The 25,362-nt window shown below is 41.7% G+C and carries 19 protein-coding genes and 1 pseudogene; 11 read left to right on the forward strand and 9 right to left on the reverse strand.

Going from position 1 to position 25,362, the window contains the following annotated elements:
• Nucleotides 1-17: 17 nt before the first annotated feature.
• Nucleotides 18-995: pseudogene (locus AC13CS_RS17030) on the reverse strand (glycosyltransferase); the annotation flags it as partial.
• 86 nt (nt 996-1,081) lie between these two features.
• Here AC13CS_RS17030 and trmB point away from each other — a divergent pair.
• Genes trmB through AC13CS_RS17045 form a run of 3 tightly spaced genes read left to right on the forward strand, consistent with a single transcriptional unit; the run spans nt 1,082 to nt 2,717 of the window.
• On the forward strand, nt 1,082-1,750 hold the full coding sequence (gene trmB, locus AC13CS_RS17035) for a tRNA (guanosine(46)-N7)-methyltransferase TrmB (RefSeq protein ID WP_293165658.1): 669 nt from the start codon (nt 1,082-1,084) through the stop codon (nt 1,748-1,750).
• 3 nt (nt 1,751-1,753) lie between these two features.
• Complete coding sequence (locus AC13CS_RS17040) at nt 1,754-2,389, forward strand: LysE family transporter (RefSeq protein WP_293165656.1); 636 nt, start codon at nt 1,754-1,756, stop codon at nt 2,387-2,389.
• A gap of 1 nt (nt 2,390) precedes the next feature.
• Entirely contained in the window at nt 2,391-2,717 is a 327-nt protein-coding gene (locus tag AC13CS_RS17045) for an MGMT family protein (protein WP_482888964.1), read from the forward strand.
• On the opposite strand, the gene AC13CS_RS17050 is transcribed toward AC13CS_RS17045, so the two are convergent.
• A complete protein-coding gene (locus tag AC13CS_RS17050; protein ID WP_482888965.1) occupies nt 2,714-4,381 on the reverse strand; it encodes an amidase in 1,668 nt (555 codons plus the stop codon). The genes AC13CS_RS17045 and AC13CS_RS17050 overlap by 4 nt on opposite strands.
• A gap of 224 nt (nt 4,382-4,605) precedes the next feature.
• Between AC13CS_RS17050 and AC13CS_RS17055 the strand changes: the two genes are divergently transcribed.
• From AC13CS_RS17055 to AC13CS_RS17070, 4 genes are all read left to right on the forward strand, one after another.
• Entirely contained in the window at nt 4,606-5,745 is a 1,140-nt protein-coding gene (locus tag AC13CS_RS17055; protein WP_482888966.1) for an Mrp/NBP35 family ATP-binding protein, read from the forward strand.
• 11 nt (nt 5,746-5,756) lie between these two features.
• A complete protein-coding gene (locus AC13CS_RS17060) occupies nt 5,757-5,993 on the forward strand; it encodes a NifU family protein (protein ID WP_041801799.1) in 237 nt (78 codons plus the stop codon).
• 62 nt (nt 5,994-6,055) lie between these two features.
• Nucleotides 6,056-7,114, forward strand: a complete 1,059-nt coding sequence (locus AC13CS_RS17065; protein WP_482888967.1) for an NAD(P)/FAD-dependent oxidoreductase — start codon at nt 6,056-6,058, stop codon at nt 7,112-7,114.
• A 54-nt stretch (nt 7,115-7,168) separates the two neighbouring features.
• Nucleotides 7,169-7,498, forward strand: a complete 330-nt coding sequence (locus AC13CS_RS17070; protein WP_482888968.1) for a 2Fe-2S iron-sulfur cluster-binding family protein — start codon at nt 7,169-7,171, stop codon at nt 7,496-7,498.
• A 15-nt stretch (nt 7,499-7,513) separates the two neighbouring features.
• On the opposite strand, the gene AC13CS_RS17075 is transcribed toward AC13CS_RS17070, so the two are convergent.
• Together AC13CS_RS17075 and AC13CS_RS17080 are read right to left on the reverse strand one after the other, a co-directional pair.
• A complete protein-coding gene (locus AC13CS_RS17075) occupies nt 7,514-8,425 on the reverse strand; it encodes an SDH family Clp fold serine proteinase (protein ID WP_482888969.1) in 912 nt (303 codons plus the stop codon).
• 305 nt (nt 8,426-8,730) lie between these two features.
• Nucleotides 8,731-10,467, reverse strand: coding sequence for an ABC transporter ATP-binding protein (locus AC13CS_RS17080; protein ID WP_482888970.1), 1,737 nt, complete (start codon nt 10,465-10,467; stop codon nt 8,731-8,733).
• 119 nt (nt 10,468-10,586) lie between these two features.
• Here AC13CS_RS17080 and AC13CS_RS17085 point away from each other — a divergent pair, with 119 nt between their 5' ends.
• Nucleotides 10,587-11,624 carry a TPM domain-containing protein gene (locus tag AC13CS_RS17085; RefSeq protein WP_293165642.1) on the forward strand — a complete coding sequence of 346 codons (1,038 nt, stop codon included), beginning with the start codon at nt 10,587-10,589 and terminating at the stop codon, nt 11,622-11,624.
• Nucleotides 11,625-11,675: 51 nt separating this feature from the next.
• Nucleotides 11,676-13,844, forward strand: a complete 2,169-nt coding sequence (locus tag AC13CS_RS17090; protein WP_482888971.1) for an acylase — start codon at nt 11,676-11,678, stop codon at nt 13,842-13,844.
• A 7-nt stretch (nt 13,845-13,851) separates the two neighbouring features.
• Here AC13CS_RS17090 and AC13CS_RS17095 read toward each other — a convergent pair whose 3' ends face one another.
• The 4 genes from AC13CS_RS17095 to AC13CS_RS17110 all read right to left on the reverse strand — a co-directional run bounded on the left by AC13CS_RS17095 (nt 13,852) and on the right by AC13CS_RS17110 (nt 17,884).
• Nucleotides 13,852-14,514, reverse strand: coding sequence for a hypothetical protein (locus AC13CS_RS17095; RefSeq protein WP_482888972.1), 663 nt, complete (start codon nt 14,512-14,514; stop codon nt 13,852-13,854).
• A 75-nt stretch (nt 14,515-14,589) separates the two neighbouring features.
• Entirely contained in the window at nt 14,590-15,732 is a 1,143-nt protein-coding gene (locus tag AC13CS_RS17100) for an acyltransferase family protein (protein WP_482888973.1), read from the reverse strand.
• Between the two features lie 89 nt (nt 15,733-15,821).
• A complete protein-coding gene (locus AC13CS_RS17105) occupies nt 15,822-16,985 on the reverse strand; it encodes a helix-turn-helix domain-containing protein (RefSeq protein ID WP_482888974.1) in 1,164 nt (387 codons plus the stop codon).
• Nucleotides 16,986-16,987: 2 nt separating this feature from the next.
• Nucleotides 16,988-17,884, reverse strand: coding sequence for a metallophosphoesterase (locus tag AC13CS_RS17110; protein ID WP_293165632.1), 897 nt, complete (start codon nt 17,882-17,884; stop codon nt 16,988-16,990).
• A 117-nt stretch (nt 17,885-18,001) separates the two neighbouring features.
• Between AC13CS_RS17110 and AC13CS_RS17115 the strand changes: the two genes are divergently transcribed.
• Complete coding sequence (locus tag AC13CS_RS17115; RefSeq protein WP_293165630.1) at nt 18,002-20,377, forward strand: GAF domain-containing protein; 2,376 nt, start codon at nt 18,002-18,004, stop codon at nt 20,375-20,377.
• A 3-nt stretch (nt 20,378-20,380) separates the two neighbouring features.
• On the opposite strand, the gene AC13CS_RS17120 is transcribed toward AC13CS_RS17115, so the two are convergent.
• Nucleotides 20,381-21,574, reverse strand: coding sequence for a Pycsar system effector family protein (locus AC13CS_RS17120; protein ID WP_293165628.1), 1,194 nt, complete (start codon nt 21,572-21,574; stop codon nt 20,381-20,383).
• 54 nt (nt 21,575-21,628) lie between these two features.
• On the opposite strand from AC13CS_RS17120, the gene AC13CS_RS17125 reads away from it, so the two are divergent.
• A complete protein-coding gene (locus AC13CS_RS17125; protein WP_482888975.1) occupies nt 21,629-25,339 on the forward strand; it encodes a metallophosphoesterase in 3,711 nt (1,236 codons plus the stop codon).
• Nucleotides 25,340-25,362: the final 23 nt, after the last annotated feature.

The raw sequence follows: 25,362 nt of genomic DNA on the forward strand, positions 1-25,362 counted from the left end.
ATTTTGGATAAATCATCAAGTTTGAAATCTTCCTGCGTGCTATAGGGAACCAAACCTTGTTTTTGCATCCGTTTGGCCAAATATTCCTGTTCGTATTGACCAGGGGTTGGAATAAAAAAGGCCTTCTTCTCCAATTTTGCCAGGTCCATAACAGTGGTGTAACCCGATCTGCATAGCACTTTTTCACTTCGATTCAGGGCGTTTTCCAGTTCATCGGACTTCATAAAATTGTAATGAAGGATTTTCCCTTTTGACGTCCGAATTTCTTCCTGGACTTGTTCATCCTTGATTTTGCCCTTAACAAAAAGAATGTTGCCCTCGAATCCCTGTAATTCAACCAGTAGTTTTTCTTCCAACAAAGTGCGTTGAGGCTCAGGACCGGAGAGTAGAACCATCAAATCGTTCGTGATGGAGAGTTTCTTTTTCTCAAATCGGCTCAAAGGACCCAAATAAGCAATGTTCAATTTGGATTTTTTCAGATGCCCCAGTTTTCCCGTTAAATTTGGTTTTTCCTTCACGTCTGGAACCCAGCAGGCATCAAACTTTTTTATGATTTTTTGATGTGCTTTGGAGCTCATCCAAGTTGTGTTGCCCGAAAGTACGTTGAGCTGGTGTGTGATGAATACGCAAGGCACTTTTTTGTAATAAGCTCCTAATCGGTTATCGGAAATGATTCCGTCCAGGCCATGCTCTTTTACCAAACGCTTCACGGCTTTCTTTTCCATGGCAATGGCTTTGAGCACTTTGGGGGAATCCCAAATCATTTTAATTTTGAAATTCTTCCCTTTCTCAGCATAAGAAATTTTATAGGAAGGTAATTCAAAAGCGGGTAATTCTGGAAACTCCTTTTTTAGCAAGGATAAAGCCACTCCGTCCGAGGCAATGTAAGGTAGGTGACCATGATCTAATAATTCGCGAATAATGGGTATACACCTAGTGGCATGTCCCAGTCCCCAATTCAACGGGGCGACCAGAATACGTTTGGAAGAATTCATATCAACAAAAAAACAAAATGCGAATTGCTTTTAGATTTCCTTAGTTTTGCCAAATCATTAATTTTTTTGCTCAATTCAATACCAAAGTGGGAAGTAAGAACAAACTCAAAAGGTTCAAGGAAAACGAAACATTTGCCAATGTGGTACAGCCCACGCGGGAGGAAGTTTTGGCCGGATTCAAGTACAAGGGCAGTTGGGCATCCTTTTTTGGCAACAACAATCCCATTGTGTTGGAACTGGGCTGCGGCAAGGGTGAATATACCGTTGGCCTCGCTCAAATGAACGCGGACAGAAACCATATTGGCATAGATATCAAAGGAGCACGATTTTGGAGAGGGGCCAAGACCGCCTTGGAGCAAGAATTGAACAATGTGGCCTTTTTACGGACACAAATTGAATTGGTGGACCATCTTTTTGACGAAGGGGAGGTCAGTGAGATCTGGATTACATTTCCCGACCCGCAGATCAAGTACAAACGCACCAAACATCGCATGACGAATCCCGTTTTTTTGGAGCGTTACAAAAAAATCCTGAAGCCAGGAGGGCTTATCAATCTAAAGACCGATAGCGAGTACATGCACGGGTATACCCTTGGGCTTTTGCAAGGCTTGGGGCACGAAATTATATATGCCAATCACGATGTGTACAAAAATGAGGGAGCACCTCCCGAAGTACTCAAAATCCAAACTTTCTACGAAAATCAGTATCTTGAAAAAGGAAAACCAATTACATACATCCAATTTAGGATCAACTAACCAATGACCCACGTACTCATTCTCTTTTTCGCCACATTTTCGGCAGCCTTTATGGCTACCGTGCCGCCGGGGTTGCTCAATATGAATGCAGCCAAGGTTAGTGTGGAAAAAGGAAAATTGAACGGTGTTATTTTTAGTTTGGGTGTTTCCAGTACCATTATGGTGCAGGCTTATATTGCTGTGTATATCTCTAAATTTTTATACCGTAATCCAGCGGTGATAGATGTACTGTTCAAGATTGCTGTGGCCGTATTCGCCTTTTTTGCTGTTTACTTTTTTGTGATTGCAAAGCGTAACAGAGCAAAGACACAAGCCATTAAAGAGGTCAACCTGAGTAAAAAGAACAGTTTTTTCAAGGGAGTTTTGTTGGCTGCCCTTAATTTGTTGACCATTCCGTATTACAGTGGTTTAAATGCCATGTGGAACGAAGCGGGTTGGATAAAGTTTGAAGCCAAGGACATTACCACTTTTGTGGTCGCCGCAGGAGCTGGTACTTTTTCTGTTCTGTACCTCTACACCTTTTATTTTGATAAGATGGAGACCAAGACCAATCGTTTTTCCAAGAACTCCAATTACATTTTAAGCGCTTTGATGCTTTTGCTGCTCGTGATTACCTTGATTCGTATAATGTACCGCTGATATGGAAGAGAAAAACTTCTTTGACAAAGTCTATGAAGTGGCCAAACAAATTCCCTACGGCAGGGTAACCTCTTACGGAGCCATTGCAAAATATTTAGGAGCAGCTCGAAGTGCCCGAATGGTCGGTTGGGCCATGAACAATTCTTTGGCAAAAGATGTGCCTGCGCATCGCGTGGTAAATCGCGTAGGGGTGTTAACGGGCAAACATCATTTTGACGGAAGCAACATTATGCAGCAACTTCTTGAAAACGAGGGCATCCCGGTAAAGGAAAATCAAATCGTAGACTTTCAAAAATACTTTTGGGATCCAGCCTTGGAGCTTTTTTAATCAATATATCCCGGTGGGTGCAATTCGTCAAACGATGTGGCATCCTGAAATGCTTTTGCCAGCAATAAAATACTCGCTTCATCGTACAAATTGCCCACAAAAGTCATGCTCGTAGGGTGGTTCTCGTCATCCAGGCCCGTTGGAACCGAAATTACGGGATGCCCGGTAAGATTGGTTGCCAAAAGTTGATCGTTTCCAAATGTGGGTGAAATCAACACATCGTAATCTTTTATCAAATCTTGCATTTTTTGGATAAGTACCTGTCGTTGTCGATTCGCTTGAATATATTCCACGGCGGGAATAAATCTACTTTGTCTAAGGGAATTGGCACGGGAACGTTGGTCTTGTTCTACCATTACGTCAACGCCCCCCGAACGTACAAGTTCATCAAAAAAAGCACCCGCTTCGGCTCTTAAAATAATATCAAATCCACGATAAGGCACGTCTTCTGGCATTTTTACTGCAGTGGGTTCTATGCCCAATTCTTTGAGTGATTTGAGTGCGTTTCTAAGATTTTCACCAGTTTCCGTGGTATCTTTCTCAATGTCTTCTTTAAGATAAGCAACCCTCAAGCTTTTGATATCCTTGTTCCAATCAACCCCAAAAGGAAGGTCAACGGTGGTCAGATCATTTTTATCTTTCCCTTGAATGGCATCAAACACAATGGCGCAATCCTCGGCATTTCTTCCCAAGGGCCCCACTTTGTCCATGGACCAGCTTAAGCTCATAATTCCGTGGCGACTAACTCTACCGTAGGTTGGTCGTAGACCGGTAACTCCGTTTCGGGTACTTGGAGAAGTAATGGAACCCAAAGTTTCAGTCCCCAAAGCAAAAGGAACTAGGCCTGCCGATGTTGCAGAACCCGATCCAGCCGAAGAACCACTGGCACCTTGGGTAGTGTCCCAGGGATTTTTGGTTTTACCATCGAACCAAACATCGCCACGGGCCAAGGCCCCCGATACCAGTTTAGTCACTAAAATGGCCCCGGCATCCTCCAGTTTCTTCACTACGGTTGCCGTTTCATTTATGATTTGGTCTTTGTACGGAGCAGCTCCCCAGGTGGTGGGGTATCCGGGGACCGCCATCAAATCTTTGGTGCCGTATGGGATTCCATGTAAAATACCACGATACTTTCCGTTTTTGATTTCCTCGTCGGCTCGCTTGGCCTGTGCCAAGGCTAAACTATCCGTAATGGTAATGCTGCATTGAAGGGCAGGTTGATATTTTTTCAATCTATCCAAGAAAAATTTTGTCAGCTCTGTGGCCGTTATTTTTTGATTTTTGATCAACGAAGCCAATTGCGGAATGGTGTAAAATGCCAACAAATCATAAGGTTCTGGGATTTCCACATTATCTGGTATGTTCCACTCAGTTCCATTTTGTTGCTCGGGTATGGAAAAACCAAAAGGGGTGGGGTCAAAACGGATAGCAGGAAAAATATCATTGGCCAATGGGTATTTTCTTAACGAATCAAACCCACTTCGGTTTCTTTTCAAATAAGGGTAGAGGGTATCACGATATTTAGTTTCAAAATGAAGCCCGATCAATTTTTCCGACTTCTTTACATCTCTTTTGGTAAAGGTGTTTTTGTTGGTGGAACAAGAAAACCAAGCCAATGAGATAAGCAATAGAGCAATGTGGGGGATTCTGGTTTTTGGTAGCATGTTGGTTGATAATTTCAAATAGCAGCTTCTAAACTACAGTTTTTCAAAAAAACCAACACGATAATCCATCGGTTTTGTTTCACTTGTACCCATTTATTCCACTCCATATATTCCAATACATGATTTTTTTGAAATTCAGCAGTACAACTTCTTAATCTAATGCCAACACCGTATCTTTGTAGTTTAGAACCAGTTCAAACAATTGGTTTGTAAAAATTGGATTCATGAAGTTGAAAAAAACAGATATTCTCAAGGCATTGGAAAAAATATCCGCACCCGGTGAAGGCCAAAATTTAGTGGAGAGCGGTTCCGTGACCAATGTTCAGGTATTCGGTGATGAGGTAGAAGTGGATGTTACCATCAAAAATCCTAGTCTTCAGGCAAAAAAGAAAACCGAGGTAGAGATTTTAAAAATTATCCACCGCGAAGTATACGAAAAGGCTAAAATAAAAGTCAACCTAAAGGTTGATGCTCCCGCAAAGCCCAAGGTCAACCAAATCAAGGGTAACCCGATTCCGGGAATACAAAATATTATAGCCGTGGCATCTGGAAAAGGCGGCGTTGGTAAATCTACCGTTACGGCAAACCTAGCGGTAACCTTGTCAAAAATGGGCTTTAAGGTAGGATTGTTGGATACGGATATTTATGGACCGTCCATGCCCATTATGTTTGATGTGGCTTCAGAAAAACCATTATCTATCAAAGTAGAGGGGAAAACCAAAATGAAACCTGTGGAAAACTACGGCGTAAAATTGCTTTCTATCGGATTTTTCACCCAACCCAACCAAGCGGTGATTTGGAGGGGACCTATGGCTGCCAAAGCATTGAATCAAATGATTTTCGATGCGCATTGGGGCGAATTGGACTTCCTAATGTTAGACCTGCCACCAGGGACAGGGGACATTCATTTAAGCATTATGCAATCCTTGCCCGTAACGGGTGCCGTAGTGGTCAGTACGCCACAAGAGATAGCCTTGGCCGACGCCAGAAAAGGGGTGGCCATGTTCCAGCAAGAGGCGATTAATGTGCCTGTATTGGGAATCGTGGAGAATATGGCGTATTTTACACCTGCGGAGCTACCCGATAACAAGTATTATATTTTTGGTGAGAACGGTGCAAAAAATCTATCGGAAGACCTTGAGGTTCCATTTTTAGGACAAATTCCATTGGTACAGAGCATCAGGGAGGCAGGCGATGTAGGAAGACCAGCCGCCTTGCAGACAGCTACTCCAACAGAAGAAGCTTTTGACGAGCTTACGAAAAATGTGGTTCAGGAGTTGGTGAGAAGGAATACAGACCTTCCTCCGACCGAAGCAATAAAAATTACAACAATGGCAGGTTGTTCCGCTGTTAAAAAGAAATGACCATGACAACAATGACATCAGAAGAAACAAGGAGTAATGTAGAAAAGGCGTTGGAAGAGATACGCCCGTTTTTACAGAGCGATGGGGGAGATATTACTTTGATTTCCATTGAAGACAACACCGTAAAAGTGCGTTTGGAAGGCAACTGTATTGGTTGCACCGTGAATCAAATGACACTAAAGAGTGGCGTGGAAATGACCATAAAAAAGTATGCGCCACAAATTGAAGAGGTAATCAATATTTCCTAACTGATTAAAATCATAAATCATTTTTTGGGCAAGCATTAAGTTGCAAGCCAAATCCTTAGTCTATGATTAAAACCGATATTCTGATAATTGGAGCGGGACCTACGGGTCTCTTTGCTGTTTTTGAAGCAGGCCTTTTACAACTTAAATGTCATTTAATAGATGCATTGCCGCAAGCAGGTGGTCAATGTGCAGAAATATACCCCAAAAAACCCATTTACGATATTCCTGGATTCCCCGAAGTATTGGCGGGTGATTTGGTGGATAATCTAATGGAGCAAATAAAACCGTTCCAACCGGGTTTTACCTTGGGAGAGCGGGCAGAGACCATTGAAAAACTGGATGATGGCTCCTTTATAGTAACAACAAACAAAGAAACCAAACATCATGCACCAATTGTTGCCATAGCTGGCGGACTTGGTAGTTTTGAGCCGAGAAAACCCTTGTTGGAAAACTTGGAGAAATATGAGGACAATGGAGTGGCTTACATGATCAAAGAGCCCGAAATATACCGAGGCAAAAAAGTGTTGATTGCCGGTGGAGGCGATTCCGCTTTGGACTGGTCCATCTTTTTGGCGGATGTTGCCAAAGAAGTAACCTTGGTACACCGCAGAAATGAATTTAGAGGTGCTTTGGATTCCGTTGAGAAGGTACAACAGCTCAAAAACGAAGGCAAGATCAATTTGATGACCCCGGCAGAAGTGGTGGCCCTAAAAGGTGAAGATCAATTGGAGAAAGTGACCGTGAAGAACACCACAACTTCTAAAGAAACCGATGTTGTCGTTGACAATTTTATCCCGTTGTTCGGATTGTCTCCAAAGTTGGGTCCAATTTCCAACTGGGGATTGGAGATAGAAAAAAATGCCATCAAGGTGAATAATTCTTTGGATTACCAGACCAACATTCCTGGAATCTATGCCATTGGCGATGTAAATACGTATCCCGGTAAACTAAAATTGATTCTTTGCGGTTTCCATGAAGCTACATTGATGTGCCAAAGTGCCTATCAAAAGATATATCCAGATAAGAAATACGTAATGAAATATACCACCGTTGGCGGCGTTACAGGATTTGACGGAAGTAAAAAAGAAGCACCAAAAGCAGTAGTTAAGGCAATAGATTAATTATTAAGTGAAAATGTCCCCTTGAGGACTTTAGGGAGTATCTCTAGAAAGATTATGAGTGATATCAAGTTAAAGATTATAGACCGAGATGGCGAACTACACGAGGTAGACGCCCCGACCGATATGAATATGAACCTGATGGAGGTAGTGCGTTCCTATGAACTTGCCCCGGAGGGAACCATTGGGATTTGTGGTGGTATGGCCATGTGCGCTTCTTGCCAATGTTATGTACAGTCCGATCATCAACTACCCGAAAAGTCGGATGATGAAGAAGCCATGCTGGCCGAAGCCTTTTTTGTAAAGGACAACAGCCGTTTGGGTTGCCAAATCCATATTACCGAGGATTTGGATGGCCTTGAGGTGGAGTTGGCACCTGAGGAATAATAGGAAAACTAAACTCTATTGCACACGACGTGTGGGTACAGAATTTTCTATGTAGGCAATTCCGTCGTGATTTTCAATGATTTTAACACAGTTTGTATGAGCAAAAGCATGCATAAATGCGTGATGTGTTGTAAGTACAGCATCTTGTAAATCTTTGTCGTCTTCTAATGTTCTAATGTTTAGTCCAGCCTCTTCACATTCTTTTTTTGAAATATGGCGGGCATGAGACAATTGTTTTTTATGATCACCAAAGGTTTTCATTATTTTATCAACTCTTGTTTTATCTCCTTTGCACATATTATCTAGTAACCATTTAGAAACCATTTTTTCGGACCATTCGATTGCTTGTGCACACAAACCTAAAAGAGTAGGGTGATATTTGCCTATAATCACTTGCCAGAGGTTTGCAGAGTGAGGATTTTTTTGAATGTCACTTTTTGCTTTTTCAAATTCAGCTATTAGCCCTTGGCAGGCAAGACCTCCAATTTGAGGATCAATGGGGCCTAAATTTGAATGTTTCCCCATCACTATCTCTTTAGATGATAGCGCAATCATTGTTCCAGCCGACATTGAAAGCTGGGGTACAATTACCCTTATATCTTTATCAAAAATATTATATAAATAATCCACAAGTGATTCAGTTGCTGCAATATCTCCTCCTGGAGAATGAATAATGATATCCAATCCTTTTAATTTGTCCATTTTATGGATAGCAAGCATAAATCCAGATTTGTCTTTATCATTGACAGCAGTGTCTGGAGCTTTGGGTTTTTGCAACCACCCTGAGTAATAAGCAATGGTATTTCTACCAGTTATTTCAAATACTTTGTGTAGATACTTACGTCTTACAATATCTAAAGCATTGCAATTGGGGTTCTTTTGGCTTACTTCTTGAATTTCTTTTAATACTTCTCCCCAATTTGGCATTCTAAAAAATAATTAATTAGTTTGAGTGTTACTGGAAGTTTCTACCGGAGTGTAATCATCATAAATTGACAATTTTTCAAATTGATCTCCTGATGATTGCCACTCAGTTTTTGATATAAAATCACCACTGTTAGTTTTCATGATTTCTAGATAATCGTCGTAAAAACTATTCTGTGAAGAACTCTTTTTTTTGATATTATTCTGGGTCGTTTTCATACGGCAAATGTATCAACTTGATTAGTATATAACAAGCATTCATATTTCAATATACGATATATTAACTACTTATTCAATGTAATAATATGTTAAATCCTCGCCTGATAAGTAAACAGGTTGTAATACCTTCCTTCGGAAGCAATCAATTTTTCGTGTGTGCCCTGTTCCAGAATATGGCCGTTTTCAATCACTAAAATCTGGTCCGCCTTGCGAATGGTACTCAAGCGGTGCGCGATCACAAAGGTGGTCCTGCCCCTTGTGAGTTCGCCCAAACTTTTTTGGATAAGCGCCTCGGATTCCGTGTCCAAACTTGAGGTGGCCTCGTCCAAAATCAAAATCTTCGGATTTGCCAAAATAGCTCTTGCAATGGCAATACGCTGACGCTGACCTCCTGAAAGTTTAACGCCACGTTCTCCAATTAAGGTATCCAAACCTTTGTCAAAACGGTCGGTAAATTCATTTACGTAGGCTGCCTTTACGGCTTCGAGCAATTTTTCCTCACTGGCATCAGGTCGTGGAAAAAGTATGTTTTCGCGAATAGTGCCTTCAAACAAGAAATCATCTTGCAGCACCACGCCCAAATGTTGTCTAAAACTGTTCAGATTAACTTTGGAAAGGTCGTGCCCATCAATGGTAATGGTTCCAGAATCAGGATTTAAAAAACTGGCGGCCAACCCTGCTATGGTGGACTTTCCCGAACCTGAACTCCCCACCAGAGCGATAACCTGCCCAGGCGCCACATCAAAACTAATATTGTGCAGTACTTGTTTGTCTTCCTCATAAGAAAAAGAAACATTGGAGAAAGACATACTTCCAACTACTTCGTCCAATAAAATGGTACGGTTTTCCTCGTCCGATTCTTCGTTTAAATTCATTAATTCTTCGGTGCGGTCCAAACCCGCCAAAGCCTCCGTTAATTGACTCCCAACACTGCTCATTTGCACGATCGGGGCAATCATAAGCCCCAATAACACGGTAAACTCCACAAATTCACCTACGGTAAGGGTATCGTGGATAATTTTGTATCCGCCAAAACCCATTACGCTTGTGGTCGCTACCCCTAGCAAAAAGGTGGACGAACTCGTCATAAAAGCGGTAGTGGTGAGGCTCTTTTTTACGTTTTCGTATAAGCGTTCCACACCAACTTCAAAAACTTCTTCTTCCTGTTTTTCGGCATTAAACCCCTTGATGACGCGTATGCCTCCCAAGGTTTCCGTCAGCCTACCTTTAACTTCAGCATTTATCTTGCCTCTATTCCTAAAAATGGGCCGAATTATCTTAAATGCCTTTAAGGCAATTATGGCAAAAATGGTCAATGGAATAAAGGTGAAAAGCGTCATAAAAACGCTGATATCCATAAGCAAAATCAAGGAAACAACCGCGGTAATAATGCCTCCCACCAGTTGCACCAGCCCAGTGCCGATTAAATTTCGGACCCCCTCAACATCGGACATAATACGGGATACCAAAGCTCCCGACTTGGCATTGTCGAAAAAGCGCACGGGAAGGGCAAGCACTTTTTTCTGCACCTGTGCCCTAAGTTCAGAAATCAAATATTGGGCCTGCACACTTAAAATCTTGGTCAATAAGAAGGAAGTGACCGCCTGAACAAGAATGGCCAACATTACTCCAGCGACCAAATATTTGAGCATATCCAGGTCTTTGTTTACGATGACATCATCAATAAGGTATTTGGAAGCAATAGGTGCAACAAAACTGGCGCCTTTACTAATGGCAATCAGAAATAGACCCAAAAAAACGAGTTTACGTTTTGGCCAAATAATGGTTTTAAAAGCGGTGAGGATGCTTACTTTTTTTTCTGGCATAACAATTTTTCAAAAGAAGTTGCAAGTTACGGCAATTTAAGAGGACACCTAATTGAAGTGCTTCTGTACTTGGCAAGATTACAAATGCTATATTTAAATGCTCAAATTTTGAAAGGATTATGCTAAAAGCGAAATTGTTCGGTCTTTTGTTTTTGATTTTCTCCATGTGCTTTGCTCAAAAGGAGTATCCAGAATTGACTGAAATTGTTACGGACAATGCTAGGATATTTACACAGCCACAACTTGAGGCGCTTAGAACCAAACTTTATCAATTTGAATCGGAGACTACCAATCAATTGGTGGTTTTGACGATAGATGAGTTGGGTAACGAAACCATTGAACAGTACGCCCTTGAGGTCTTCAACCAAAATAAATTGGGGCAGGAAGGGAAGGACAATGGTATTCTGATTCTTTTCTCAAAATTGGATAGGGAAGTCCGCATTGAGGTCGGGTACGGTCTGGAGCCTTATATAACAGATGCTGTCGCTTCTCGGATTATCCGAAATACCATGATCCCCAGATTTAAGGAAGAAAATTACTTCAGCGGACTGGATAATGCCACGGACCAAATCATTGAATTTTTGAACAATCCAGAAGCCTTGGAAGAGTTTAAAAAGGAGATTGAGAAGGAAAACGAAATGCCATGGTGGATGTTGGTGGTAATAGGCTTGTTTTTATTGATGTTTATTGCAGCGGGAGGATTTGTTCTTTATAAGGGCTATTCCACTCTTATCGAGATCATACGTGGTATGTTTATAGGAAAGTTAGCGGTAGTTAAAGGTATATTAATGGCCGCTTTTATGGTGCTTCCCCTAATTTTTGGATTGATTTTTATAGGAATGCCACTATTTTTTATGGCACTATTGCTTGGTTTCGATGACTTGTTTAGCGGATTGGTCAAAGATTTTTCTTGGGTGCTCTTTGTTTTTGCCGCTTTTGTTTGTCTAACCATCATATTGGTCATAATAAAAATCAGGAAAAAAGGCAACGAGGATTTTAAGCTATCATTTTTTAAATCCAATAAAGATTATATGAGCAAGACCTTTTCCTCCTCCGGGAGCCATTCCTTCGGTTCCAGATCCGGAGGTAGTTCGTCCAGCAGTTTTTCCGGTGGCGGGGGAAGTTCTGGTGGTGGCGGAGCCAGCGGAAGTTGGTAATTGTTTTGGATTTAACGTATTTTCACAAAACTAACTAAACCAATCCCCGAGATGAGAATTACGATCCTTGCCATACTTTTATTGTTTTTATCCTGTTCCGAACACTCTCGATCCGAAGTTGAAAAATGGGAAGCACAAGCTGAAGACATAACGATTATCCGAGATGATTTTGGTGTGCCGCACATTTACGGAAAAACCGATGCCGATGCTGTATTTGGATTGTTGTATGCTCAATGTGAAGATGATTTTAACCGGGTTGAGCAAAATTATATTTGGGCCACAGGTCGTTTGGCCGAAGTTGAAGGAGAAGATGCCTTGTACAGTGATTTACGTGCAAAACTGTTTATGACGGAAGAAGAGGCCAAGGCCAATTACGAAAAAAGCCCCGAATGGTTAAAGGAGCTTTGTAATGCCTTTGCGGATGGCATCAATTATTACCTACATACTCACCCCGAGGTTAAACCCAAACTGCTGACCCGTTTTGAACCTTGGATGCCCATGTATTTTAGCGAAGGTTCCATAGGAGGGGATATTGAGCGTATTTCCACGCGAAAAATCAGAAGTTTTTACGAAAGCGGGATGGAATTGCCCGAAATGGAAGCCCTTCAACTCAAAAAAGAGGAGGAAATGGCCGAACCGCAAGGCTCCAACGGAATTGCCATTTCAGGGGATTTGACCGAGTCAGGTAATGCTATGCTTTTGATCAATCCGCACACCTCATTTTATTTTAGGGGAGAGGTGCATGTGGTGAGCGAAGAAGGGTTGAATGCATACGGCGCCGTCACTTGGGGTCAGTTTTTTGTGTACCAAGGCTTCAACGAAAAAACGGGGTGGATGCATACATCAACCTATACCGATGTAATGGACGAGTTCAAAGAGACCATTGTAAAAAATGACGGGAAGCTGTTTTATCAATATGGCGAGGAATTACGCCCCGTGGATTCCAGCAAAGTAACCTTGAAGTACAAAGATGGCGAAAGCTTAAAAGAGAAGACATTCCCCATGTACCGAACGCATCATGGTCCGATTACGCATCAGGTTGATGACCAATGGACAGCATCGGCGATGATGTGGGAACCCGTAAAGGCATTGGAGCAATCCTACATCCGAACCAAGCAGGATGGTTATGATGGTTTTAGAGAGATGATGGATATCCGGACCAACTCCTCCAACAATACCGTTTATGCCGATGCCGAAGGAAACATTGCCTATTTCCACGGCAATTTTGTTCCCAAGCGCGACACCATTTTTGATTATACCGAACCCGTGGATGGGAGCAACCCCAAAACGGATTGGCAAGGATTGCACACGGTGGATGAAAATATTTTGGTGCTGAACCCAGAAAACGGCTGGATTCAAAATTGTAACTCAACCCCATATACTTCTGCGTTGGAGTTTAGCCCCAAGCGGGAGGATTACCCCAATTATATGTCGCGGGATGAAGAAAACTTTAGGGGCATTCACGCCATTGAGTTATTGACTGACCGAAGTGGCTATACCTTGGATGGTCTCATTGAAATGGCTCACGACCCCTACTTACCGGCCTTTGAAGCATTGCTTCCTGGATTGGTGAGAGCGTATGATGCAAATCCAACCCCAGAATTAGAAGAAGCCATTGAAGTTTTACGGAACTGGGATTATATAACATCTTCAGCATCCATCGCCATGACCTTGGCGCACTATTATGGAACTTTATGTTATTCAAAAGCAGAAAGGCCTGAAGGTATGTATTCCATGCAATGGGTGGCATATTGGGGTGATGAATGGGAAAATCAGAAAAAATTAAGTTTTCTAAAAGAAACATTGGATAGATTGGAAACCGATTTCGGAACATGGAAAATGCCTTGGGGCGAAGTAAACCGTTACCAACGTTTAAATGGGGATATTCGCCAAGCTTTTGATGATGCCAAACCAAGTATTCCAATCGGTTTTGCCAGTGGGCGCTGGGGCGCACTCGCGGCTTATGGTGCACGATACGATAACAATACCAAAAAGATTTATGGTACCCGTGGCAACAGTTTTGTAGCTGCGGTGGAATTTGGTGATAAAGTAAAGGCAAAGACCATGCTGGCAGGTGGACAAAGCGGAGACCCTGAATCACCACACTTTAATGATCAGGCACAACGCTACGCCGATATGGAATTTAAAGATGCTGCGTATTACAAAGCGGATGTGCTAAAACGTGCGAAAGTGGCGTATTCACCTGGCGAGGACTATTGAGGGAGTTTTAGTTGTTCTTTTCTATGTCGCTATCTTCTTCCTTAACAATAACTAGGCTGGCCTTTGAGCCTGTGGAAAGGTTCCAGCGGTTGTTGTGGATAACCACGCCTTTATCATCTGTCACCACTACTTGTGCAGTGTTTGGACCTGAAGAACCTTGGTTGAGGGCTTCAAACTCTACGCGGTTGAATCCTTCCACTAAATCCAAGTTGATGCCTTTGTAGGAGCCTGATAAAAGCATATTGTATTCTACCGCTTCTCCGTTTACATAAATTTTGATACGGTCGCCATCCACGTACTCGTGGTCCCTGGCAACGATGCCCACAAATTTTGCGGTGGTTTTGAAGTCTCCCAAATATTGATCGCCAAAATGTTCGTTGGCACCTTTTTCCCTTTTTTCCATCACTTTGGGGTCTATGACCATATCATGACCGGCTTGCAGGAGTTCCCTATCGGGCAACATTTTAACTCCGGGCTTTTCGTTTTTGGAGGTTAGGTTTTCATCCAGTACCGAAGGCATACGAAGTAAAGTACCTTGGTTGCTTGCTTTTACATCTAGTTTGTTATTGTCGCCAATCTTCAATGGTCGCGTGGTGGGCAAGTCGCCCTGTGCGAACATGGGCAAGGTGAAAAGAATGATTCCCAATAAAACAAAAACTCTCTTTTTCATGGTAACAAAGGCAATAATCCAAATATAAATTTAGCAAATACCTTGCCATCAGCATTATAAATTGAAGTTAAATCGTTAATCTGCAGGCTTTCTTTTGCTCCTTCCTTTTAAACCAAATAGCGGATGCAACAAAGGAACCCTTAAAATAACGAGATCGTAGATGAGCCAACTGATGCCAAATGTCCCAACCACCAATACACATGTTTTAGGTACCAATCCCCAATCCAAATTCCTCAAATAATAGGCAATGCCAACAGTAATGGTCTGGTGCAAAATATAGAAGGGATAAACGGCCCTGTTTGCATAGGCGATTCCTTTGCTGGGCTTGTTCAGGTATTTGGCAGCATAGGCGAAAAGCACCAGTATCCAAGACCATATATTCACCACTTTTAAAAGGGCTTCCGTAAAATGGATTACGTAACCATCTTCAAAAAACAACCAGATAATTACCTGACTAGAAAACCCGATTACCCCCAAAGTCAGCGCTTTTTTCTTTACTTTGGCCAATATTTGCCAAAAAACATCACCTGTGGCTATTAGAACAAAGCCATAAAAGAACAGGATTATACTAAATATGAAGTTGAACCAATCATCTACCAGGGCATGAGTAATCGGGAAAAAGGGTTCCACCAAGGATTCAACAAGATAAAGTGGTATAACAAATAGATAAATGCCCCATGGTTTTTGAATCAAATGTTTGACCCATTCAATAAAACGGGTTTTATGTTTTCTTAGATAAACGAAAAGGGGTGTCAAAACCCACGAAAAGACCAAGAGGTAAGGCAAAAACCATAGGTGGTGCCAGCTCAAATTACCTTCGGGGTAGACGCCATCAAAAGCAACGGTGGTAAAATATTCCCAGTAAGAGCCTGAAAACGTCCCCTCCACCAGCCGTTCAAAATATACTTGTGGCGGCACAATCAAAATCATACCTACAACTAAGGGAATTCCCAAACGGAGAAAACGTTCCCACACAAATTTGCCCATGTTTCTTTTGCCCAGAGCGTAGTAGGTTCCCATACCGGATATCACAAAAAGTATGGGCAAGCGCCATTGGTTCAAGAACAACATGGGCCAGCGAAGCCAATCGTATATTTCGTTGTTTTTTATATGCCAGCCCCACGGTACAAAAAACATTCCTACGTGGTAAAAAATAAGAAGCCCGAACACAATGACCCGCAACCAATCCAAATCGTAACGCCTAATGGTAGTTTTCATCCTAAAATTTTTTCCAAAGATGAAAAGTGCCGATAAAACAAAGTAGTTTTTTGGTTCGGGAAACGTCCAGAATTGCAATTATGGAGAAATTACCCTCTTTTTTGCTTCATAAATGCGGAAGGCGATTGTCCAGCATGCTTTTTAAAAGCATTGTAAAAGGCGGATTTGGATTTGAACCCTACGGATTGCCCCACCGCTTCTACCGTGAGGTGTTTAAATGCATCATCCAATAATCTTTGTTGGGCCAATGCAATTCTTTTTTGGTTGATGTAGTCGTTGAAGTTGCTTCCTGTTTCGGAATTGATCAATTTAGAAACGATATTGCTGTTGGTGCCCAGTTCCTCAGCTACTTTTTTTAAACTTATATTTTGATGGGCATAGTAATGGGCTTCGGATATAAAACTTTCAATGGTTTCAAATTGGATGGAATTGTTGGCGAGGGTCTCATATTTGTCAGCAATCCAAGATTTTTCAAAAAAGCGGGATTCCGACAGCATAAAAAAGGAAGTGATAAAAATGGTGACCGTCTGCACGATACCAATAAAATGATCGCCACCATCGTCTTCGTAATTTAGAAAAATGAAAAGTAGGGTCAGCATCAACACCATAAAAAAAGCAACCGTATTCCTGGAAAAAATATACTTGTCCACTTTTATGTTTTTGGGCGACGTCCACCCCCGCTTTCTAGTTTTTATCACCAATAAAAGGGACAGCACCATGTAAAATGCAAAACTAAAAAGCACCAACCACCTAAACTGATCTTTGATGAAGAGGTAGGAATAATTCATGTTTCCAGGAATGTCCACAAAGCCCAGATCTCGGTGGTAAGCTCCCAAGTAGGCATTGAGCTTTACCTCAATGGGACCCAAATAATAGTTGGTTTGAGAAACGGCATACAATACGGGCAAAACAAAATGGGGCCAATGTTTTTTTAGGGTGATGGGCTTTCGTTCCAATAAAGTATACAGGAAAAAATAAAGGGTCGGAGTAATCAGGAGCACCAAAAATTCGGTAGAATCATTCAGGTGGATTATATGTTTAATGAGACCGGTGTAACAGAGGTAGACATCCAAAAAAACCAGACATTGTATCAAAAGCGACCAACCAAACAAATTGATGGCCGATTTTCGTTTGGTCCTCAAAAAAATAACTAGGGCCAAGAAAAAGCCTTGAACAATGCCCAAAAGCATAATGTGCGACGCAAGGTCGTGCCTAATGGGAATTTGGTCAAGTATGGTATCAAGGCTTTCCATGCTCAAGGGATGATGTAATCCTGAAGTTTTTCCGGTCCTTCCAATAAAACCCGTACAATTTGAAGAGTTCCATCGGGTTTGGTGTCAATGTGCCATTTAATGAGGGAGATCTTGCCCTTTTCGATCTCTATGCCCGTGATGCTCCTCGGGTGAACACAGCTACCATCGTTAAAAAAGGGAATTTGACCCGGTTCCGGAAAACGTGGCCTATGCGTATGTCCCGCAAGGGTGATGAGCAGGTTTTTCTTCAAAATCCATCGTTTTATGCGCTTTTCAATACGGATTAGCTCTTTGTAATTTTTGGCAGGGCTGGTAGGGTCTGCAATGCCCACAACTTGGAGCGGCTTCCATAAAACCCGAACCAAAAATCGACCAATACGCCAGCACACATAGTTCCACCAATCTGCTTGGTGGCCATGGACGCAAAAAATCTCTTGACCGGTATCCGAATGCTTTAAAATAAGGGCTTCATGGTATGTAATGTCTTCAAAAAGCTCTTTGTCCGAGCCATCAATAGGCTCAAAATAATGCGAAAGATGTTTGGCCACATAATCAGGGTCCCGATACACCATATCGTGGTTGCCCCATAGCATGTGGAGTCGTTTCTCCAAATGGAATCTTCGCAAAAGTTGGTACACATTTTTGTGCGCTTCAATGATCGAGTCAAAGCTTATATTTTCCCAAAGTTCGTCACCATCGCCCAGTTCAATGTAATGAAAGCCCTCACGGTAGTAATGGTTCAGTGCGTGGAAGTAAATGTTCCGGTTATTGGCAAAATCGTCTGCAAAACTGTTGTCCCCGCGATGACAATCACTAAAAAAAATGAATTTGGAACCCTCATCGAACGAAATGGTCTTCGCGTTTTTATAGGCTCGGTCTAATCGGGTAGAAGAGGACATGAAAAAGTTTTTGTTAAATATCCTTAAAAATGACGATTTGTCCGTAAATATATCCATTAATGGCCCCGCATTTTTACTTTTTGTAACTTTGATGTCTAAACCTCGACTAACAAGGGTATGAAGCACAACCTCAATTCGGAAAGCCCTCTGGTTCAACTGGTAAGTTTCAATAAGTTGTTGGAGCATTACGATGAGCAATTGGAAAGCTCCAATCCGCATATTGCCGAAAGGGCAAAATATGTGCTGGATGCTCAGGCGCCCTACCCAGAGTTGAGGGATGGTTTTACCGATTTGTCCTTATTGGATAAATACAAGGATGTTATCCGAATTATTTTGGAAGATTCTTTTTCTCCGATTTTGACAAAAAATGAAATTAAAACCGCATCTACTCCTTTTGAGAACTTGGTGTTCAATTCATCCGAGCGTTTTCGTCAGATATTGGCAGATGCCGGTGAGGATTTTGACCTTGAAATAACCAATATTCCCAGGGAGTTCGATTACATTATGAGGTGTGCTGTAATCCTCCAGTTTTATTACGGTTTTAAATTGGACTTTAAACGTCCTTTCTTTTACGACATACCGGATACCAATGGGGTGATGCGCAGGTACAGGATTTTGTACAATGCGGATTTTATGGAAATCATTCCAACCGAAAAGGCAAAGGAGCTTTCTCAAGATGATGTGGATGAGTTGTTGGACAATTTTTACAATCTGGATATTTGGAAAGAGAAAATTCCGCCAAATAGCTTTATTGCCAAAGGTTTTGTTATTTCCAATATGTTCGATATAACTACCGAACATTCCGTTTCGGAGATAAAGTCAACTTTGATAGGTCGCGCCCAAAGGGGAAATACGACTTTTATGGAGAGCTTTGAAGATACCTTTAGGTCCTTTTTTAATCTTAGCGATATAAAAGTGGGTTTTTCTGGGTACGATTCCAGCGCCAATCGCTTTTTTAAGATATATGGCAAGGGAATGGAAAGTTACATCCTTAATGGCAAGGATATGGAAGATTGTGATTGTACCTTTTGTAATTATACTCACGAAAAGTTGTTTAAAGAGAACAAATACTTCGCCATATCCAATGTCGAAAAATATTTTAAAGAATCAAAAGGAGAGATTCAGCCCTATAAAAGCTTGATGGAACAGGGCATTAAAAGTGCTATTTTGGCCCCGATCGCCGTAAATGGAAATTTATTGGGAGTATTGGAGCTGGTATCCGGCAAAGTGAACGAGCTCAACAGCGTTAATGCAAACAAGCTGGATGATGTAATGCCTTACATTGTTGCGGCCGTAATGCGAACCATAGAGGAAGAGGAGAACTTGATCGATGCCGTAATCCAGCACGAATGTACTTCCGTGCACCCATCCGTGTATTGGAAGTTCCAAGAAGAGGCCAAACGGTTTATGGCAGATGAATTGACGGGCAACGAACCTGTGTTCAAGGAAATTGTTTTCAAGGATGTGTATCCTTTATATGGACAGATTGACATCAAAGACTCTGCGCAAGAGCGCAATCTAGCCATACAAAGAGATCTTATGATCCAACTGTCAGAAATCAATGATGTACTGGAGATTGCTTTTAAAAAATACAAGCTGCCCATCTATGAGGAATTGATGTTTCGGGTAAACAATTATTTGAATGAGGTAAAAGAAGCCTTGTTTACACACACCGAACAGGCTGTTTTTGATTTTGTGAAAGAAGAAGTGGATCCCGTTTTTGACCATCTTCAAAAAGAAGATGCCGAAATTGCCGGTTTACTGGAAAAATACAACGAGAAGATTGACAAGGCCACCGAAAGCTATTATGATCATCGTAGAAACTACGACAACAGTGTAATGGAGGCCAACATGAAACTCGCAGCTCTTCTGGATAAAAGACAGGAAGAAGCCCAAGAGATGTTCCCACACTATTTTGAGCGTTACAAAACCGATGGCGTGGAACACAATATGTACATTGGAAAATCCATAACCAAGGATAAGGAGTTCAACGAACTTTTCTTGAGCAACCTAAGGTTGTGGCAGCTCCAGGTAATGTGCGAAATGGAGAACAAATACTACAGCCTAAAACCGCACCTGCCGGTCAAATTGGATGTGGCATCATTGGTTTTGGTATATAGTACCTCGTTGGCTATCCGCTTTAGAATGGATGAAAAGCGTTTTGATGTTGATGGCACCTACAATGCCAGATACGAAGTCATTAAAAAACGTATAGACAAGTCCTTTATAAAAGGCACCAATGAACGTCTTACGCAAAAAGGCAAACTTGCCATTGTATACTCACAGCGCAAGGATGAAAAGGAGTATATGCGCTACATCAGCTTTTTAAAGGCAAAAGGGTATTTTACCAACAATATCGAAATTGTAGAGTTGGAGGGTGTACAGGGTGTATCTGGTTTAAAGGCGATCAGGGCAGAAATTTTATATCAAAAAGATAAAAAATCCGAGCGCACCTATACCTACGATGACCTCATGGAGGAACTGAGCTCCTAAAATTTAGAACATAAGCCTATCGGGGCCAAAAAACCGAAAGGCAATCCCAAAGGAAATTACGGAAATAATCATGCCTATCATAAAAATATTGTAGGTAATCCGAAGTATCTTGTATTTTCTGTTCAGGACAATACCCAAATAATAAAGGTCCTTGGTAAGTGAGGAATACACGTAATCTTTATCCTTTACAAGTTCTTGCAAGGCCCATTCATATTCTTCAAGCTCCATTTTATGGAAGTTGCCAAAAAACAGCAGGTTTACCCTCTTTTTTTCCACATCTTCTTTTGTAAACTTACCACTTGTAATGTTTGGTCGTGTGGCCAAAACGGATAGGACCATGGAAACAACGCTGAACATGATCAATATAAATGTGGGATAGATCATATACGTGTTGGATGGATTGTCCAGTTTGGTGAGCAAGTTGGCCAGCACCAACGAAATTATAATGGCATTGACGGACAATAAAATATTCGCTTTTGTATCGGCAATATCACTCAGTTTAAGGTGGTTCCTCAAAGTGACCCTGTACAAAGTCTGCACACTTCTGTCCGGACTCTCACTTTTGTATTTTGCCTTTAGAGCTTCTTTTTTGGCAATCTTTTTTTCTTCCTTCTTTTCTTTTAGGAGCTTCTTTAAATTTTGTTGCTTTCCTTCCTCCCAATTCTCCTTGGCATAATCGGTAAAAAAATTATGTTTCGTTCGGAACATTTTAATGTTCTTGTCCCGCCATTCTTTAGCTGAATAGTCAGCAATGCCCAGTTCTCTAAGTTCCTCCTTTAAAAAATCCGTGGTTTCCCAGTAGCTTTTTTTTGCAAAATGGGATATATCGGCATCACGGATAATACCTTCCATAAGGTTGGTGGGTTCGTTGCACATTTTTGTGACCATGATCAAGGAACAGACTTGCTCAATGCCTTCGGGATCGTAGCCGTTTTTACCAAGAAAATCCCTGGCAATTTCACAGCTATTTTCCTCATGGTCTTTCCAGCCTTTTACATGGCCAACATCGTGGAACCACGCAGCCAACAATAACCTTTCGTTTTCAACCCTCTCCAGTTTGTAGTAATTGAGCAATTCTTTAGTACTTTTAACCACTCGTTGGGTATGTCGCAAGTTGTGGTACAAGAACCTGGGGTCAAGCTCTTCCGTTAACAGTTTAGAAACGAAGTGTTTGGTTTTTTCAACAATTTCCGACATAGCTGTATGTTTGAATTATCCAAATTACAAAATTTTGGAATCAACCTCGTGGATATGAAGAAACATTACTTGTTGGTTTTTTTGATTGTTTTGGCGTCCGGTTGTGCGACCTACGAAACAAAATATGCAGCGCCTTTTTCTACGAATACCACCTTGGTTGAAAAAGAAGTTGAACACACGTTCTATTTAATAGGTGATGCGGGTAAATCCCCAATGGGTGAATTGAACCCTACCTTAATAAAGTTTAAAAAAGTTCTTGATGCTGCCGATGGGAACAGTACGGCCATTTTCTTGGGAGATAACATATATCCTGCCGGATTTGTGGACAAGGACGATGACCCTGTAGGCCATGAACGTTCCAAACACTATTTGGACGCACAGTTGGCCACTTTGGAATCCTTTAAAGGGAATACCATTTTTATTCCTGGGAACCACGACTGGTACAGCAATGGGTTGGATGGGCTCAAACGGGAGGAAAAATATGTTGAAGATGTGTTGGACAACAACGACGCTTTTCAACCGGAAAATGGTTGCCCCATTGAAAAAATAGAAATCAATGATAAAGTTATGGTCATTGCCATTGATACGGAATGGTACCTTGTCGATTGGGACAAGCACCCGACCATCAACGATGAATGTGAAATAAAGGACAGGGGGCGATTTTTTGAAGAACTGGAGAGCTTAATCAAAAAAAATAGGGATAAAACAGTGGTAATTGCCCTTCACCATCCCATGTTTTCCTACGGTCCGCATGGAGGGCAATTTTCCTTTGAACAAGGATTGTATCCCAGCGGAGGTAAAGTACCCTTGCCTATTTTGGGAGCAGCTATCAATCTTTTGAGAAAAACGTCAGGAGCTACGATTGAAGACCTTTCCAATACAAAGTATAATGACCTTAAGAATAGAATCTTAACGCTTTCGCAACATTCGGACAAAATTATTTTTGCCTCAGGCCATGAGCACACGCTTCAATATATAGAGGAAGAAGGAAAACCACAGATTGTGAGTGGTTCCGGTGCAAAAACAGGTGCAACCCGATTATTGAACGGCAGTAAATTTTCAACAGGAAAAAATGGATACGCCATATTGAAGGTGTATAAAGACGGTTCATCTCAGGTGGAATTTTATGGCGCCGATGCCAATTCAACTACCTTATTGTATCAAACTGAAGTACTTCCAGCAGATAGGTCTACAAAACCAGTGGAATTGCCCAGTGATTTTCCATCGTACAAAATGGCATCCGTTTATACCCCAGAACAAGTGGATAAAAGCGGCTTTCATAAATTGTTGTGGGGGGGACGATATAGAAAATATTATGGGACCAAGGTAAAAGCTCCAACCGTACGTTTGGACACCCTTTTTGGAGGTTTGACCGTTGTAAGGAAGGGAGGAGGCAATCAATCCAACTCTTTGAGATTAGCTGATAAGGACGGCAGGGAGTATGTGATGAGGGGATTGCGAAAAAGTGCCGAAAGGTACCTCCAGGCCATTGCCTTCCAAGACCAGTACATTATTGGGAAGTTCTCGGATACGTACACGGAAAAATTATTGCTGGACCTATATACGGGAGCGCACCCGTACGCTCCTTTTACCATAGGTAAACTTTCTGATGCGCTGGGCATGTACCATACTAATCCTAAGCTGTATTATGTGCCCAAGCAATCCGTTTTGGGGGACTTTAACAAGGAGTTTGGGGATGAGCTTTACATGATCGAAGAGCATGTTTCGGATGATCACGATAATCTGGAAAGTTTTGGTTATACCAAAAAAATTGAAAGTACGTACGATCTTATGGACAAGCTCCGGGAAGATGAGGAGTATAGTATCGACCAAAAAGAATATGTAAAGGCCCGACTTTTCGATATCCTCATTGGGGATTGGGACAGGCATGTGGACCAATGGCGTTGGGCCGAGTTTGAAACAGAGGCGGGCAATAAAGTATATAAACCCATTGCACGGGATAGAGATCAAGTTTTTTCTAGATGGGGCGATGGCCTTATCATGAATTTTGGTTCCAGAGCAGTGCCTGCACTACGTATTTTTGAAGGATTTCACGAAAAAATAAGAAGTGTAAAAGGACTTACATCATCACCCAGAACATTCGCTTTGGATATGGCGCTATTGTCTGAAACGGAATTGAACATGTGGATAGACCAGGCCAAGTTTATCCAGCAAAACTTGAATGGGGACATCATTGACGAGGCATTTTTGGCCTTTCCAGAAGAGGTTAGAGACGAAACTTTGACTGAAATCAAGAATATTCTTCTGGCCAGAAAAAAAACACTTGTCCAAACGGCAAAGGACTATTATGCCGTATTAAACAAATATAGCGTGGTTACGGGAACGGACAAGGATGATTATTTCAATATAGTTTCACTTCCCAATGGTAATGTTGAGGTAAGGGCGTATCGAATCAAGGGAGGGGAGTACACGGATTTATTTTTCAACAAGGTGTATGACCCGGATTATACCAAGGAAATTTGGATTTATGGTTTGGATGATGATGATGTGTTCGATGCCGATACGGAAACATCAAAAATAAAGATACGCATTGCCGGAGGGCAAAACAATGACGAGTACAAAATATCGGAAAACTCCAAAAAATTGTTGGTTTACGACTTTAAGAGCAAGAAAAATACCTTTGATGATGCTTACGGAGGTAGTATAAAACTCATTAATGATTACGATACCAACACCTACGAATTTTTAAATGTAAAGGGCAGTAATAACCAAGTACTGCCCACAATTGGGTACAATCCTGATGATGGGGTTAGAATCGGGGTGACCGACACCTATACCTTTAACGGGTTCAGGAAGAATCCATTTACACAACAGCACACATTCAACGCAGCCTATTATTTTGCCACCGATGGATTTGACTTAGGGTACAAAGGTGAGTTCGCACACGTTTTCAATAAGGTAAATTTGGAGCTGCATGCGAGGTTTACAAGCCCCAATTTTACCCGGAACTTTTTTGGTTTTGGTAACGAGACGGTGAACAATGATGACAATGAACCTTTGGAGCTAGATTACAACAGGGTGCGGATTAGGACACTAAGATTTTCCCCTTCATTGGTGTGGAGAGGTTTTCTGGGGTCTAAAGTACGCTTGGGCATTGCCTACGAAAACATAGAGATCGAGGAAACGGAGAATAGGTACATCAATGAGTTTTACCTAGAAAATGGAGAAGAAAACCACTTGAGTTTTTTCGGGGTCGATGGACAATACACTTACTCCAATACTGATAACGAGGCATTTCCAACTTTGGGCATGGGATTCTCTTTGGAAGGTGGATTCAAGACCAATCTGGATGATTCAAGGTCGTTTGGATACGTAATTCCATCATTTTCCTTGGACCATAAGCTAACGGCCGATGGCCGTTTGGTTTTGGCAACCAAGTTCAAAGGGCATTTTACCATTGGGGATGGCTACGAGTTTTATCAAGCCGCCAGTATTGGGGGCAATAATGGTCTGCGTGGATTTCGCTTTCAACGATTTTCGGGTAAAACGGCATATTTTCAAAACACGGACATTCGATACAGTTTTAGAAGTGTAAAAACAGGGTTGTTACCTGTTACCCCCGGGGTTTATGGAGGTTTTGACTACGGCCGTGTATGGTTTCCAGGGGAGGATTCGGACAAATGGCATAATTCTTACGGAGGAGGACTTTTCTTGAACGGTGCCGATGTAGTGTCTGCAAATCTTGGACTTTTCAACAGTACAGATGGTCTGCGTTTTGCCTTTGGTCTTGGATTTGGGTTTTAATATTATTTAGGAATTAACTCAAA

The sequence above is a fragment of the Flagellimonas sp. B-3 genome, from assembly GCF_056857835.1.

Bases quoted from the DNA above. Each gene is read 5' to 3' on its own strand.
- AC13CS_RS17040 (WP_293165656.1), top strand. From the start codon at position 1,754: ATGACCCACGTACTCATTCTCTTTTTCGCCACATTTTCGGCAGCCTTT.
- AC13CS_RS17045 (WP_482888964.1), top strand. From the start codon at position 2,391: ATGGAAGAGAAAAACTTCTTTGACAAAGTCTATGAAGTGGCCAAACAA.
- AC13CS_RS17050 (WP_482888965.1), bottom strand. From the start codon at position 4,381: ATGCTACCAAAAACCAGAATCCCCCACATTGCTCTATTGCTTATCTCA.
- AC13CS_RS17055 (WP_482888966.1), top strand. From the start codon at position 4,606: ATGAAGTTGAAAAAAACAGATATTCTCAAGGCATTGGAAAAAATATCC.
- AC13CS_RS17060 (WP_041801799.1), top strand. From the start codon at position 5,757: ATGACATCAGAAGAAACAAGGAGTAATGTAGAAAAGGCGTTGGAAGAG.
- AC13CS_RS17065 (WP_482888967.1), top strand. From the start codon at position 6,056: ATGATTAAAACCGATATTCTGATAATTGGAGCGGGACCTACGGGTCTC.
- AC13CS_RS17070 (WP_482888968.1), top strand. From the start codon at position 7,169: ATGAGTGATATCAAGTTAAAGATTATAGACCGAGATGGCGAACTACAC.
- AC13CS_RS17075 (WP_482888969.1), bottom strand. From the start codon at position 8,425: ATGCCAAATTGGGGAGAAGTATTAAAAGAAATTCAAGAAGTAAGCCAA.
- AC13CS_RS17080 (WP_482888970.1), bottom strand. From the start codon at position 10,467: ATGCCAGAAAAAAAAGTAAGCATCCTCACCGCTTTTAAAACCATTATT.
- AC13CS_RS17085 (WP_293165642.1), top strand. From the start codon at position 10,587: ATGCTAAAAGCGAAATTGTTCGGTCTTTTGTTTTTGATTTTCTCCATG.
- AC13CS_RS17090 (WP_482888971.1), top strand. From the start codon at position 11,676: ATGAGAATTACGATCCTTGCCATACTTTTATTGTTTTTATCCTGTTCC.
- AC13CS_RS17095 (WP_482888972.1), bottom strand. From the start codon at position 14,514: ATGAAAAAGAGAGTTTTTGTTTTATTGGGAATCATTCTTTTCACCTTG.
- AC13CS_RS17100 (WP_482888973.1), bottom strand. From the start codon at position 15,732: ATGAAAACTACCATTAGGCGTTACGATTTGGATTGGTTGCGGGTCATT.
- AC13CS_RS17105 (WP_482888974.1), bottom strand. From the start codon at position 16,985: ATGGAAAGCCTTGATACCATACTTGACCAAATTCCCATTAGGCACGAC.
- AC13CS_RS17110 (WP_293165632.1), bottom strand. From the start codon at position 17,884: ATGTCCTCTTCTACCCGATTAGACCGAGCCTATAAAAACGCGAAGACC.
- AC13CS_RS17115 (WP_293165630.1), top strand. From the start codon at position 18,002: ATGAAGCACAACCTCAATTCGGAAAGCCCTCTGGTTCAACTGGTAAGT.
- AC13CS_RS17120 (WP_293165628.1), bottom strand. From the start codon at position 21,574: ATGTCGGAAATTGTTGAAAAAACCAAACACTTCGTTTCTAAACTGTTA.
- AC13CS_RS17125 (WP_482888975.1), top strand. From the start codon at position 21,629: ATGAAGAAACATTACTTGTTGGTTTTTTTGATTGTTTTGGCGTCCGGT.